Below are 14080 nucleotides of genomic sequence, written 5' to 3'. Positions count from 1 at the left end.
GCGGGAATCATCCGCGGACGGGAGCCGTTTAGCTGTCATGCGCATAGTGATAGCTGGAGCCCACGGAAGAATTGCCCGCGAACTCGGACGCCTGCTGGCCGCGGACGGCCACGACGTCGCCGGGTTGATCCGCAACCCGGAGCAGGCAGCGGACCTGGAGAGCGACGGCGTGGCTCCGGTGGTCCTGGACCTGGAGAACAGCACCCTCGAAGACGTGGTGCAGGTGCTCACCGGCGCCGACGCCGCGGTGTTCGCCGCCGGTGCCGGGCCGGGAAGCGGAACCGCCCGCAAGGACACGGTGGACCGCGCCGCCGCGGTGCTGCTGGCCGAAGCCGCCGAGCAGGCCGGGGCCGGGCGTTTCCTCCAGGTCTCCTCCGGCGGGCTGGACGCAGTCCGGGATGGTAACCGCCCGCAGGGCCTGGATGAGGTGATGTACGCCTACCTCGTGGCCAAGCTCGCCGCCGAAGAGGACCTCATGGCGCGCAGCCAGCTGGACTGGACCATCCTGCGCCCGGGCATCCTCACCAACGACGCACCTCTGGGAGTCGTGGAGCTGGCCCCGGACGTACCCCGGGACACCATCCCGCGCTCCGACGTCGCCGCCGTCCTGGCCGAATTGCTGAAGACCGGCGACGGCGTCCACCAGGCGCTGGGGCTGATCACCGGCACCACGCCCATCGCCGATGCTGTGCAGGCACTGCAGCCCGGACGGTAGGGTGCGGGATACTGGAGGCATGCAGCCTTCCGAATCGATGTCCTCCGACCACGACTACGTCCGTTCCCGCCGGCCCGGTTCGAACCACTTGCCCCGCCGCGTGGTCCTGCTGGGATCCACGGGATCCATCGGTACGCAGGCCATCGACGTGGCCGACGGTGCCCCGGAGCGGTTCCGCATTGTGGCGCTGGCGGCCGGCGGCTCGAACCTGGACCTGCTCGCGCAGCAGGCCGTGCACACCCGGGCCGAAGCAGTGGGATGTGCTGCCGTGGACGTGGCAACGCTGCGCCGGCATATCGATGCGGCCGCAGCCTCCGCCGGCGTCACCGGCTACGATCCGGAACTGTTTGCAGGCGCCTCCGCGGCCACCGCCGTCGCCGCCTGGCCGGAAGCCGACGTCGTGCTGAACGGCATCACCGGGTCCATTGGCCTGGAACCCACGCTGGCTGCGCTGGCGGCCGGACACATGCTGGCGCTGGCCAACAAGGAGTCCCTGATTGTGGGCGGCGAGCTGGTCAAGCGGGCCGCCGCACCGGGACAGCTCGTTCCCGTGGACTCCGAGCACTCCGCCCTGGCCCAGGCCCTCCGTTCAGGCACCCACGAGGAAGTGGACCGTCTGGTGGTCACGGCGTCGGGCGGGCCGTTCCGCGGGCTCAAGCGGGCAGATCTGGCCGATGTGACTCCCGAACAGGCGTTGGCGCACCCCACCTGGAAAATGGGCCGCATGGTCACCACCAATTCCGCCACCATGGTGAACAAGGCCCTGGAAGTCATCGAGGCGCACCTGCTCTTCGACATCCCGCTGGAACGGATCGACGTAGTGGTCCACCCGCAGTCGGTGGTGCATTCCATGGTGCAATTTGTGGACGGGTCCACCATTGCCCAGGCCTCCCCGCCGGACATGCGCCTGCCCATTGCCCTGGGGATGGGCTGGCCGCACCGCGTACCCGGTGCCGCCAGGCCGTGCGACTGGACCCGGGCCACCGAGTGGACCTTCGAACCGCTGGATGAGGAAGCGTTCCCCGCCGTCGCCCTGGCCAAGCGCGCCGCAGCCGCCGGCGGCACGAAAATGGCCGTCTACAACGCCGCCAACGAGGAAGCCGTAGATGCCTTCCATGACGGGTTGATTGGTTTCACAGACATCGTTGATACGATCGCCGCCGTACTTGGGGAAGCTCCCGACGACGGCCCGCTCACCCTGGACTCACTGCTTGCAGCGGAGCGGTGGGCACGCGAAGCGGCGCGGAAGCGTTGTGGAAGATGATCAGTTGTGACGTTGAAATGAAGGAAGCCCGTTGACCATTCTGCTTTTCATCCTGGGCGTGCTTTTTGTGGCGCTGGGCATCGCGGCGTCCATTGCGCTGCACGAGGTGGGGCACTTGCTGCCCGCCAAGGCTTTCAAGGTCCGGGTGACCCAGTACATGATCGGGTTCGGGCCCACGGTTTTCTCCCGCACCAAGGGTGAAACGGAGTACGGGTTCAAGGCGCTGCCCCTGGGCGGCTACGTGTCCATGGTGGGCATGTTCCCGCCCAACAAGGAGCACGACGGCGAGGTCCGCCGCTCCAGCACCGGAATGTTCCAGCAGCTGGCTACCGAAGCACGGCAGGCCGAGACCGACCGCCTGGTGGAGGGCGACGAAAACCGGGTCTTCTACAAGCTGCCCATCTACAAGCGGATCATCATTATGCTCGGCGGGCCGTTGATGAACCTGCTGATCGGGGTGGTGCTCTTCGCCGTACTGCTGATGGGCTTCGGCACCGCGCAGACCACCACCACGCTGGCGGAGGTCAACAAGTGCGTTATCAGCGCCGAGCAGCAGGCGGCCACCGGCCAGACCGACTGCACCGCCGAGGACCCCGCGGCGCCGGCGTATGAGGCCGGACTGCTTCCGGGGGACACCATCACGGTCTTTGACGGCAAGCAGGTGTCCTCCTGGGAGGAGCTCTCCGGCTGGATCCGCGAGACCGCGGGCCGCAGTGTTCCGCTGACCTACGAGCGCGACGGCGTCGAGCAGCAGACCACCATCACCCCGCTGCTCACCGAACGTCCGGTGGTGGGCGACGACGGCGCCGCAGAGACCGATGACCAGGGCAACTACGTCACACAGGAAGTGGGCTTCATCGGCGTCGGTGCCGAGCAGGCCCTCGTCCGGCAGTCTGCCGGGGCGGTGCTGCCCACAGTGGGGGAGAACCTGGCCAACATTGCCGGCGTGGTGGTGAACCTGCCCCAGCGCGTAGTGGACGTGGCGCAGGCCGCCTTCTCCTCCGAGCCGCGTGACCCGAACGGACCCATGAGCGTGGTGGGCGTAGGCAGGATCGCCGGGGAAATTTCTTCCCAGGACGCCATCCCGCTCCAAAGCCGGGTAGCCACGCTCATCGGGCTGGTCGCCAGCGTCAACCTGGCCCTGTTTGTGTTCAACCTGATTCCGCTGCTGCCGCTGGACGGCGGGCACGTGGCCGGCGCCCTGTGGGAGGGGCTGCGCCGCCGTGTGGCCAAGCTGTTCCGCCGGCCGGATCCGGGGCCCTTCGACATGGCCAAGATGCTGCCCGTGACGTATGCGGTGGCGGTGCTGCTGATGGGTATGGGCGCGCTGCTGATCTACGCCGACATTGTGAAGCCGGTCAGCCTGTTCAACTAGCGGTGCGTTCGGGTGCGTGGCGCTCCGGTGCCCGGAACGGCGGCAACGAAATCCCTTGCTCGCAGAGCTCGCCGGGATATTAAAGCCGCCTTATCCGGGCGCCTGCGCGCGTTGCCGTCCGCTGGGCCGCCTTATCCTGCTGTCCCTGCTGTTTGCTTGCAGTTCGGAAAATGCTGGGTGAGGAATCTGCTGCCAGTTTGTGTGAAATCGACCGGTTTCGACCGGCAGCAGAAACTGGAAGTGGCAGCAGAAACCCAAACCGTCAGCAAACGGACATCGCGTGCGGTGATCTGCAGGAATCCCGGCGAGTGGAGCTGGAGCTGTGAGTCTTGCGGCCCGTACCCGGCCACCGCGTCTAGGTTGGAAACTAGGTTGAACCCTTTATTGGTTGCAATTTGATTTGCATACGTTTACGGTTGCAGAATGTTCGTCCTGACCATTGACCAAAGGAACAGCCAGGGGAGCGGAGACCGTGTTCCCGGACTTCTGGCTGCCCTCGCAGAGCTGCCCATGGTGCTGCCCTTCGAACGCTCCGTAGGAGACGAAATCCAAGGGGTCTGCGCAAGTGCCGAGACCGCCGTCGACGCCGCTCTCCAGGTCCTGCGGAACGGGAACTGGTACGTGGGAATCGGCGTCGGACCGGTCCATGAACCCCTGCCGCGCAGCCCACGGGAAGCCGGCGGACCGGCGTTCGTCGCCGCCCGGCGCGCCGTCGACCGGGCCAAGAAAACGGGCGACCGGCCGCCGGTCGCCGTTGAAGGCTCACCGGGTGCACCCGAGGCGGAAGCGGTGCTGGTGCTCCTCGGGCGGCTGGTTGCCGAGCGCAGCGACGCCGAATGGCGGATCCTGCAACACGTCGAACCCGGCAAATGGGGAGCCCAGACAGGTGCCGCCCGTATGCTCGGCATCAGCTCCCAGGCAGTGAGTAAGGCCGTAGCGAGGGCGGGGTGGCAGGAGGAATGGGCTGCCCGGCCGGCGGCCGCCGTGCTGCTGCGGCGCGCGGATGACCTCGCCGTACCTCCGGGTGCGGGCGGGGCCGGCAGGGACGGAACAGATCCGGCAGGGATGGAACAGATATGAAGGGGGACCGGTAGTGGCTGTCCTGTGGGTTGCGCTTGGACTGCTGGCTGCAGCACTGCTCGGCTGGCCGGTGACCGCCGGCGTGCTCCGGCTTGCCCGTGACGTCGGCAACCCGCCGCCCCCGCCGCCTGCGGTCCTTCGCGGCGGACTGGCCATCGGGATGCTGGAACGCCTGGCCGTGGCCGCCGCCGTCCTCGCGGACGAACCCGTGGCGATTGCCTATGTGGTGGCGGTCAAGGGCCTGGGCCGCTACGCCGAACTTAAGGAAACCCCGGCAGCCGCCGAACGCTTCATCATCGGGACGCTGACTTCCATGCTCTGGGCCGCAGCCGTGGCCATGCCGATCCGGTTGTTCCTGCTGTAGCCTGCGTCACTCCTGCGGTTCGGTATCGGGGCATCCCGTAGGCTTGAGCCCATGAGTATTTTTGCAGTTGAGTATGTCTACGAAGCCGGTTCGGATGAACTCCGCAACGAGCACCGCCCCGCGCACCGCGGGTGGCTGCAGCAGCTGGCGGACGAGGGCAGGGTACTGTCCGCCGGAGCGTTTGCCGACGGCGCCGGAGCCCTGCTGCTGATGGTGGCCGAAGAGGAAAGTGATCTGCTCAACCTCCTGAAACAGGATCCGTTCGCCGTTGCGGGCGCCATCTCGGGGATGAAGACCACCGCGTGGAAGCCCGCCATCGGCGCTTTCACGAACCTTTCCTGATCCGGGCGCTCTAAGCCCTGAGTGATATCCGCCCCGGTGCCACCGAACAGGTCCGGGCCGGGGTGATAATAGGAAGGGCGCGTTGTCATACGCGCGTTTCACAGCCTAATACCTGCCGTTTCGGCACATGGAGGACGTTTTGACCTCGGTCAACCTTGGAATGCCAGCTGCACCGCCGCCCACGCTTGCGCCGCGACGCAAAACCCGTCAGATCAAAGTGGGCTCCGTCGGAGTCGGCTCGGACTCGCCCATCAGCGTCCAGTCCATGACCACCACCCCCACCACGGACATCAACGGCACCCTGCAGCAGATCGCCGAGCTGACGGCGTCGGGCTGCGACATTGTCCGCGTCGCCTGCCCCAGCGCCGACGACGCAGCCGCCCTGCCGATCATCGCGAAGAAGTCGCAGATCCCCGTGATCGCGGACATCCACTTCCAGCCGAAGTACGTCTTTGCGGCCATCGACGCCGGCTGTGCAGCGGTTCGCGTGAACCCCGGCAACATCCGCAAGTTTGACGACCAGGTCAAGCAGATCGCCAATGCCGCCAAGGACGCCGGCGTCTCCATCCGCATCGGTGTCAACGCCGGTTCGCTGGATCCCCGGCTGCTGGCCAAGTACGGCAAGGCCACGCCGGAGGCCCTGGTGGAATCCGCCGTGTGGGAAGCGTCCCTGTTCGAGGAACACGACTTCCACGACTTCAAGATCTCCGTGAAGCACAATGACCCTGTGGTCATGGTGCGGGCCTACGAACTGCTGGCCGAACGCGGCGACTGGCCCCTGCACCTGGGCGTGACCGAAGCCGGTCCCGCGTTCCAGGGCACCATCAAGTCCGCCACCGCGTTCGGTGCGCTGCTGTCCAAGGGCATCGGTGACACCATCCGCGTCTCCCTCTCCGCTCCGCCGGTGGAGGAAGTCAAGGTGGGCAACCAGATCCTGCAGTCGCTGAACCTGCGCCCGCGCAAGCTCGAAATCGTGTCCTGCCCGTCCTGCGGCCGCGCCCAGGTGGATGTCTACACCCTGGCCGAGCAGGTCACCGCCGGACTGGAAGGCATGACCATTCCGCTGCGCGTAGCCGTAATGGGCTGCGTAGTAAACGGTCCCGGTGAAGCACGCGAGGCTGATCTGGGTGTAGCCTCCGGTAACGGCAAGGGACAGATTTTTGTCAAGGGCGAAGTCATCAAGACCGTCCCCGAGGACCAGATTGTGGAAACCCTTATCGAAGAAGCGATGAGGATCGCGGAAGAGATGGGGGAACCCGAGGGTGAGGATGCTGGGACGGGTGGCCCCATGGTTACCGTCAGCTAAGCCGGCGAACACGGTCCGCAGCGCCGCCACGAGTGCGGCGCTGCGGATCCTGCGCGACGAAGACACCGTAGCGCTGTGGGACTTGGCCGCCGCCGATCCGGTGGCCAATATTTTTATGCTCTCGCACTTGGAGACCACCCGTACCGCCGCGCCCACCTCGGCAGGTGGCCGCATTGTGGGGGTGTTCGACGGCGGCACCCTCATCGGTGCCTGCTGGGCGGGCGTCAACGTGGTCCCCGTGGGCCTGGACGCCGATACCGGGCCGGAGGTTGGCAGCTACCTCGCCCGGTCCCGGAACCGCTTCTCCTCCGTCTTCGGCCCGTCGGAGGCCGTGCTCTCCATCTGGTCCCAGCTGCGGCAGTCCTCCCCGGAACCTTTTGACGTCCGCCCCGACCAGCCGCTGCTGCAGATGACGGCGGAAAGCGGCGTCGCCCCGGCACCCGGGCTGCGCGCCGCACGTCCCGGTGACCTGGATGTGCTGCTGCCGGCGTGTACGGCCATGTTCGAGGAAGAGGTGGGGTATTCGCCCGTCTCCAACGGAGACCGGCATTACCGGCAGCGGGTGAAGAACCTCATTGACCGCAGGCATTCCCTGATGGATCTCGACGCCGCCGGGCAAGTGGTCTTCAAAGCTGAACTGGGCACAGTGTCCAGCCAGGCCGTGCAGGTCCAGGGCGTCTGGATGAACCCGGCGTACCGCGGACGGGGACTGAGCCGCTCCTACATGTCCGCCGTCGTCGCCGCCGCGCTGGACATTGCCCCCATCACCAGCCTGTACGTGAACTCCTACAACGCGCCCGCCCGCGCCACCTACGAGGCCGTCGGCTTTGAGCAGGTGGGCACCTTCGCCACCATCCTGTTTTAGCCCCCCGTTTTCACGGCCTGATTCCGGCTATGCCGTAGGCTCTGGCACACGCACGGGCTGCCCTGGCCGCCCGTCACCTACGACAAATGGGGGAACCAGATGGATAAGACAACGACCCGTTATGCCGGTTTCACGCGTGCCGGAGCTTTCCGTGCCGGAGCTTTCCGCGCCGCCGCCGCAGGACTGGGGCTAACGCTTGCCTTCGCGCTGACCGGATGCGGCGGCGGGGACGACGTGGAAGAACGGTCCAAGCCTGCAGCATCCGCGTCGCAGAAGTCCGCCAAGCCCGCCAAGTCCGCCCAGCCTTCGCGATCCGCTGCAGGGCCCGGCACCGGCGGCAGTATCAGCGGGGCGAACCTGGCCGCACTTCTGGATGAGATGAACACGGACCTGGACATTGGCGGCACCGTGGTGGAGGAATCCGATCTCAAGCGGGCCAATATGCAGGCCGTCGAAGCCATGCGCGGCGCCGAGTATTCCCCCTGCAACCCGACCGAGGATACGGACCTGGCAAAGGCCAGCGAGGAAGCCAGCATGGCGGCCCTGGCCATTGACGGAAATGCCCCGGGGAAACCCGACTCCATCTCGGTCATCAGTTGGCCCGGGGAAGAACCGGTGGACGCAGAAATCGAAACCAGCAAACGCCAGCTCTCTGCCTGCCCGCAGTTCACGCTGACGGTTAACGGCCAGACCATTTCCTCGGTTACCGAAGAGGCTGACATGCCACCGGTTGGGGAGGCATCGCAGGCTTACCAGACCCGGTCCACGGCCAACGGAGTCACGGAAACCACGCTGATCCTGACCGCCTGGTCCGGTACCAACTCGGTCCAGATCACCCTCAATGAAGCAGGCGATCCGCGGGAAGCCATCCGCTACACAGCTCCGGTCCTCGAGGAAGTGCTGAACCGGTTGGAAGGCTAGGCCCGGAGCGCGGCACCGGCCATAATCGGGGATTTTTGGGTGAGGTGGATCACGCGGTTAGGATGCTCAGTGAACTTTCCATTTACGGAAAGCTGCAACCATCACACTGCCGCTGCGCAATCCGCAAGCGGGACAAAATTGGGGGAACCATGAAGAAGACCACAACCGCCGGTGCGCTGCTAGTAGCCGGTGTCCTAGCCCTGACCGGCTGCGGAAGCTCCGCCGAAGGCAAGGACTCCGCCCCGTCGGCTTCCTCGTCGCCGTCGGAATCGGCCACCCCCACCACCCGTCCGGTGGGCGAGGAGCAGTACATGGAGGATCAGCTCGAAGACGCGCTGCTCGCCGTGAACTCGGACCAGGCACTCGGCGCCAAGGTCATCAATGACGAGCAGCTGCGTCCGGAGATGACCGGAGCCGGCGATGCGCTGGCGGGCGTGGTTATCACCCCCGAGCAGTGCGCCGCCTTCGCCTCGACCGATATCGGCGAGCTGCTGGACAACGCAAAAATTGCCATGATGATGCTTTCCCCCACGTCGGCCCTCACCGTGGTCAGCCACCCCGATGCGGCGGTGCTGGAAACCCAGGTGGAGAATGACAGCAAACTGCTGGACGAGTGCGCAACGTTCCAGATGGACGCAGCTGGCGCCGTGGCTACGGCCACCAATGTGGGTCTTGACGCGTCTACGGATGCCGACGTAACACAGGCCTTCGTCACCACGGTGACCAGCACCGGCACCATGGATACCACCCTTCAGGTATCCGGCATCTCCGGAACCACCCGCGTCAACATGAGCGTGCAGGCTCCGGAAGATCCCGAGGCAGCCGTGGCCGAGGCCGAGGAACTCATCAACGCGGTACTCGCCGAGCTGGAAAAGCAGTAAGCCCCAGCTGTACGCCCCGGCGGGGCCGGTCCTGCAGGTCAGGGCCGGCCCCGCCGTCGTCGCAGCGCTTGTCGGGCCGAACCGGCGGTACGCGCTAGATTAGAGGGGAGCATTACTCCCTTTGTCCCAGCTTGAATGCAGCCCTGCGGCTGCAGAAACGGATTCCCAGCGTGGTCCTTCGACTCTCCACCCTTTTCCTGCGCACCCTGCGCGAAGACCCGGCCGACGCCGACGTCGCCAGCCACCGGCTCCTGGTCCGCGCGGGCTACATCCGCCGCGCCGCTCCGGGCATCTACTCCTGGCTGCCGCTTGGACTGCGGGTGCTGGGCAAGGTCGAGACCATCATCCGCGAGGAAATGGCTGCCATCGGCGCCCAGGAAGTCCACTTCCCGGCGCTGCTGCCGCGTGAGCCGTACGAGACCTCCAACCGCTGGACCGAATACGGCGAGAACCTGTTCCGGCTGCAGGACCGCAAGGGGGCGGATTACCTGCTGGCCCCCACCCACGAGGAAATGTTCACCCTCCTGGTCAAGGATCTGTACAACTCCTACAAGGACCTCCCCGTGTCCCTGTTCCAGATCCAGACCAAGTACCGCGACGAGGCACGGCCGCGCGCCGGCCTGCTCCGCGGCCGCGAATTCATCATGAAGGACTCCTACTCCTTCGACATGGACGACGAAGGACTGGACGCCAGCTACCAGGCGCACCGTGACGCGTACCTGCGCATCTTCGAGCGCCTGGGCCTGGAAATCGTCGTCGTTTCGGCAGTATCCGGCGCCATGGGTGGGTCCAAGAGCGAAGAATTCCTGCACCCGATGGCGGTCGGTGAAGACACCTACGTGCGTTCCGCCGGCGGCTACGCGGCCAACGTCGAAGCCGTCACCACCGTTGTCCCGGCAGAGATCGACTACACCGGAGCTCCCGCAGCCCGCGTGGTGGACACCCCTGACACGCCCACCATCGACACCCTGGTGGCTGACGTCAACGCCCGCTTCCCGCGTGAAACGGGCGAATGGACTGCTGCGGACACCCTGAAGAACGTGGTCCTGGCCGTCACCCTGCCCACCGGCGAACGCCGCATCGTCGTCGTCGGCGTGCCGGGAGACCGCGCCGTCGACCTCAAGCGCATCGAAGCCAACATCAGCTCCCACGTGGGAATGGGCGGCGAACTTGCCGTCGACGCCGCTACGGACGAGGACCTCAAGAAGCACCCCGGCCTGGTCAAGGGCTACATCGGCCCGGGACTGTCCGTGGAAGAACCCGTGCTGGGTGAGGAATCCGCCACCGGCCTGCTCTACCTCGTGGATCCCCGCGTGGTCACCGGCACCAGCTGGATCACCGGAGCCAACGAGCCCGGCAAACACGTCCTCGGCCTCATCGCCGGCCGTGACTTCACCTGGGACGGCACCATCGAAGCCGTCGAGGTCCGCGAAGGTGACGAAGCGCCGGACGGTTCCGGCCCCCTGGAGGCCGCACGCGGCATCGAAATGGGCCACATCTTCCAGCTCGGCCGCAAATACGCCGATGCCCTGGGCCTGAAGGTCCTGGACCGCAACGGCAAGCTGGCCACCGTGACCATGGGCTCCTACGGAGTAGGCGTGACCCGCGCGGTCGCCGCCCTCGCTGAATCCCACCACGACGACAAGGGAATCATCTGGCCCCGGGCCGTGGCCCCGGCCGACGTGCATGTGGTGGCCACCGGCCGCGGCGAGGAAATCTTCGACGCCGCTGCGAAGCTCTCCGAAGAACTCGAAGCAGCCGGCCTGGAAGTCATCTACGACGACCGGCCCAAGGTGTCCCCGGGCGTGAAGTTCGGTGACGCCGAACTGATCGGTGTCCCCACCATCCTGGTGGTAGGCCGCGGCCTGGCCGACGGCGTAGTGGAAATCAAGGACCGCGCCACCGGTACGGCAGAAAACGTTCCGGTAGCCGAAGCGGTGGAGTACGTGCGCCGCGCAGCCGCCCTCTAGCCGGCGTGGTCTCCGGTCTCGAGGAGGTCACGTTTGCCACCATCGCCCTAGTGGTGGTGGCAGGCCTGGCCGCCGGCTGGGTTGATGCCGTTGTGGGCGGCGGTGGACTGATCCAGCTTCCTGCGATGCTCCTCGTGCCCGGTATTTCACCGGTCCAGGCCCTGGCAACCAACAAGTTGGGGTCGATCTTCGGCACCACCACCAGTGCCGTCACGTATTACCGGCGGGCCCATCCGGACCTGCGGACAGCCCTGCCCATGGCCGGCGTGGCGCTGGCCGGAAGTTTCGGCGGGGCCGTGCTGGCGGCGTCCCTCCCGTCCTCGGTCTTCAAACCCGTGATTGTGGCGGCGCTGGTCGCCGTAGCCGTCTTCACGGCGACGAAGCCAACGGTGGGGGAGCTGACGAAACTCCGCCACACCGGACGCCGGCATTACGGCACCGCCGTAGGCATTGGCCTGGTCATTGGCTTCTATGACGGACTGATCGGTCCGGGTACCGGCTCGTTCCTGATCATCGCCATGGTGACCATGCTCGGCTACAACTTCCTCGCCGCCAGCGCCAAGGCCAAGATCGTGAACATGGCCACCAACCTCGGCGCCCTGGCCTTCTTCCTGCCGCACGGGTCCCTGCTCTGGGGGCTGGGCCTGGTGCTCGGTTTCGCCAACATGGTGGGCGGATACCTGGGCGCGCGCATGGCGGTAAAGCAGGGCAGCAAGTTCATCCGGATCGTGTTCCTGGTGGTGGTGGCTGCACTGATCGTCAAACTCGGCCACGACGTCTGGGTGGAGAACATCCGCGGCTAGGGGCGGCCTAGGCTGCCGGCAGCTCGCTCACGGGCGGGACCCCCGGATGGCGCCGGCCGGTCAGGGCGGAGGCCACCCACATGGAACGCTGTGCATCCCCGTGCCGGCCCAGCCGCACATAGTCCACGGCATTGGCGACCTCGCGCAGGACACTCCAGTCCAGGGCGGCACTGCGGTCCAGCCCGGCGGCACTGCAGAGCGCGTCCAGACGGGCCAGCAGCGCCGTTTCTGGCGCCTGCGCGTCCAGGTCCTGCAGCCTGTTCCACAGCATGGGCGCCACGGCATACTCCGGCTCGCCGAAAACAGCCTGCGGATCAATGGCGGCGTATTCGCCCGGCTTTCCCGGGCGGGCCAGCACGTTGGCGTAGTGCAGGTCCCCGTGCACCAGAACGTCGCGGGAGGAACGCCTGCCCACTGCGCCACGGGTCTGGCATACCTGCAGGGCCGCCTCAAGCAGCCAGCGTTCAAACGGCCGGCCCAGCGCCTCCCACTCCGCGGGGAGCTCATCGGACAGCTGTTCGGCATGCTCGGCCAGGGCCGGGACAGCCGCCCACTGAGGAGCATCAGACGCGGGCCGGGACAGCCGGCGGACCAGCGAGCCCCAGATCCGCACGGCGTCGGCCATCTGCACGTCCAGCAGGGAATTGTCCGGATCCAGGCGTTCAAGGACCAGGCATGTTCCGGCAGCGTCACGGTTTAGCAGGCGTACCGCACCCTGCCCGTCCCACAGTTCCAGGGCAGCGGCCTCAGCGGCGGCTTCCGGATGCGGAAAAGGGAACTTCAGCACGGCCGGCGTCCCGTCCGCCAGGCGTACGGGGAGGACCATGGCGCCGTGGCCGTGCCACGGCTGGCCCGCGGCGCTTAAATCCGCTGTTGCGCCGAAACCGGCCATGCTGCGCTCTGCCAGGGCCGGCAGGCCTTCCAGCCAGCTGCGCCCGTCCCGGCTGCCGAGGTAGCGGCGGCGCAGCCCGTCAGGAACAACGACGGCGGGTGCCATGGGGACCTCCGATGCAGTGGGGGACAGGGGGACTCAGTTCCACGGGAGGTCGTCCGGAACGGCGTCCAGCCCCGGAGCCGCCGGGACAGTGTCCGCCGTGCGGTAGCGCTCCGTGGAGACGGCGGTCAGGCGATCGATGGCCCAGCCCCGCAGGTTGCCGTCGGACAGCGCCACCAGGTCAGCGTAGACGGCGGGGAACTGCTCTTCCATAGCGGGCAGCGACGCCGCGGGGTCCCGGAGGAAATCCGGATCCAGCCGGTATGCCGCCACCGGTGCCACGGCCGGGAGGCAGAGGTTGGACAGATGCGCCACCGCGTCCGTGCCGGTTGCCTTGTGGTCGGTCACCTGCTTGCGCCACGCCCCGGCCACCTCCGGCGACGGCTCGGCTTGGGCCAGGGCCACCTCATAGGCATAGGCGGTGCCCAGTTCGGCATCAATGACCGTCTTGAGGGCAGCGGCCGCATCGGGGCGGTCCCCGGGCGCGGCTGTCGCCGCTGCCGTTTCGGGGCGGTCCCCGGTCTTGCCGCCGGGGCAGTTGGCGGAGCCGCCGGTGCCGGCGGCGTCCGTGCCTGCTGCATCGGGCCCGGCGGGCAGTTCGACGCCGGACAGGTCAGCGAGCCGCAGGGCCCAGATCTGCTGCGCGCTGCCGGTGGCGGCCAGGAGGCGGGCAGTGCCTGCATCGGCCCGCCAAGCCGCATGCAGGTTCGCCTCGGCTGACTCCCACAGCGCCTCTAGATAGCGTTCAGTGTTCCGCTGCTGCCGTTCGGCGTCCGGCCCGGGTTTCCCGCCCGGCCCGGCTTCCGGCCGGGACGTGGCGAGGGTTTCCACGTAACTGTGCCGCGTGGGCGCCGCTGCCGGTTCCCGTCCCGTGCCCGCCAGCAATGCGGCCTGCGTGCGCAGTCCCTCGGCGTGGAGCTGGAATTCGGCGGCGGTACCGTCCGGCGCCCCGCCGGCCAGGGCCTGTGCCTCGGCCGCGAGGGCGCGTGCTTCGCTGCGGGCCTGGGCGGAGGCAATCTGCGAGAAGGACCGGGTGTGATCGGCGGCGTCGCCTTTTCCGGCTATCAGGCCGAAGCTGAGCACCACCGAACCCAGTGCGAGGAACAACACAACCCGCCGCGCTGCGGCCCTCCGGCGGCCGCGGGTGCGGGCGCGCGGGAGCTCGGTTCCGGCCTTCTGCAAAGGGGTATCCACAACAGT

General features: G+C 67.3%; 14 protein-coding genes. 12 read left to right on the top strand and 2 right to left on the bottom strand.

The annotated features are described in order from the left end of the window. The first annotated feature begins 37 nt into the window (after nucleotides 1–37). The 12 genes from LJ754_RS15790 (at nucleotide 38) to LJ754_RS15735 (ending at nucleotide 11886) form a co-directional block, all read left to right on the top strand. Nucleotides 38–715, top strand: coding sequence for an NAD(P)-binding oxidoreductase (locus LJ754_RS15790; protein ID WP_227927305.1), 678 nt, complete (start codon nucleotides 38–40; stop codon nucleotides 713–715). Nucleotides 716–752: 37 nt separating this feature from the next. After that, complete coding sequence (dxr, locus tag LJ754_RS15785; RefSeq protein ID WP_227927364.1) at nucleotides 753–1979, top strand: 1-deoxy-D-xylulose-5-phosphate reductoisomerase; 1227 nt, start codon at nucleotides 753–755, stop codon at nucleotides 1977–1979. 31 nt (nucleotides 1980–2010) lie between these two features. Next, a complete protein-coding gene (locus LJ754_RS15780; RefSeq protein ID WP_227927304.1) occupies nucleotides 2011–3354 on the top strand; it encodes a M50 family metallopeptidase in 1344 nt (447 codons plus the stop codon). 423 nt (nucleotides 3355–3777) lie between these two features. Then, entirely contained in the window at nucleotides 3778–4434 is a 657-nt protein-coding gene (locus tag LJ754_RS15775) for a MarR family transcriptional regulator (protein ID WP_227927303.1), read from the top strand. A 13-nt stretch (nucleotides 4435–4447) separates the two neighbouring features. After that, nucleotides 4448–4798, top strand: coding sequence for a hypothetical protein (locus LJ754_RS15770; protein ID WP_227913972.1), 351 nt, complete (start codon nucleotides 4448–4450; stop codon nucleotides 4796–4798). Between the two features lie 51 nt (nucleotides 4799–4849). After that, nucleotides 4850–5140 carry a YciI family protein gene (locus tag LJ754_RS15765; protein WP_227927302.1) on the top strand — a complete coding sequence of 97 codons (291 nt, stop codon included), beginning with the start codon at nucleotides 4850–4852 and terminating at the stop codon, nucleotides 5138–5140. A gap of 139 nt (nucleotides 5141–5279) precedes the next feature. Next, a complete protein-coding gene (ispG, locus tag LJ754_RS15760; RefSeq protein WP_227914062.1) occupies nucleotides 5280–6446 on the top strand; it encodes a flavodoxin-dependent (E)-4-hydroxy-3-methylbut-2-enyl-diphosphate synthase in 1167 nt (388 codons plus the stop codon). Further along, a complete protein-coding gene (locus tag LJ754_RS15755; protein WP_331460679.1) occupies nucleotides 6421–7311 on the top strand; it encodes a GNAT family N-acetyltransferase in 891 nt (296 codons plus the stop codon). Before ispG ends, LJ754_RS15755 begins: the two co-directional genes overlap by 26 nt. A gap of 99 nt (nucleotides 7312–7410) precedes the next feature. Then, nucleotides 7411–8232 carry a hypothetical protein gene (locus tag LJ754_RS15750; protein ID WP_227927301.1) on the top strand — a complete coding sequence of 274 codons (822 nt, stop codon included), beginning with the start codon at nucleotides 7411–7413 and terminating at the stop codon, nucleotides 8230–8232. Between the two features lie 149 nt (nucleotides 8233–8381). Continuing rightward, nucleotides 8382–9113, top strand: coding sequence for a hypothetical protein (locus tag LJ754_RS15745; protein WP_227913975.1), 732 nt, complete (start codon nucleotides 8382–8384; stop codon nucleotides 9111–9113). A gap of 170 nt (nucleotides 9114–9283) precedes the next feature. Then, complete coding sequence (locus LJ754_RS15740; protein WP_227927300.1) at nucleotides 9284–11083, top strand: proline--tRNA ligase; 1800 nt, start codon at nucleotides 9284–9286, stop codon at nucleotides 11081–11083. 5 nt (nucleotides 11084–11088) lie between these two features. After that, complete coding sequence (locus LJ754_RS15735; RefSeq protein ID WP_227927299.1) at nucleotides 11089–11886, top strand: sulfite exporter TauE/SafE family protein; 798 nt, start codon at nucleotides 11089–11091, stop codon at nucleotides 11884–11886. Nucleotides 11887–11893: 7 nt separating this feature from the next. On the opposite strand, the gene LJ754_RS15730 is transcribed toward LJ754_RS15735, so the two are convergent. Next, nucleotides 11894–12883 (bottom strand): aminoglycoside phosphotransferase family protein, encoded by a 990-nt coding sequence (locus tag LJ754_RS15730; RefSeq protein ID WP_227927298.1) that lies wholly within the window; start codon nucleotides 12881–12883, stop codon nucleotides 11894–11896. A 33-nt stretch (nucleotides 12884–12916) separates the two neighbouring features. Continuing rightward, the gene (locus tag LJ754_RS15725; protein WP_227927297.1) at nucleotides 12917–14074 is read right to left on the bottom strand and encodes a DUF4439 domain-containing protein; all 1158 of its coding nucleotides are present in this window, start codon (nucleotides 14072–14074) and stop codon (nucleotides 12917–12919) included. Nucleotides 14075–14080: the final 6 nt, after the last annotated feature.

This window comes from Arthrobacter sp. zg-Y40, assembly GCF_020731535.1.
In the GTDB taxonomy this organism is placed as follows: domain Bacteria; phylum Actinomycetota; class Actinomycetes; order Actinomycetales; family Micrococcaceae; genus Arthrobacter_B.
The sequence above is the reverse complement of the archived record's forward strand: the minus strand, read 5'-3'. Positions and strand labels throughout refer to the sequence as shown.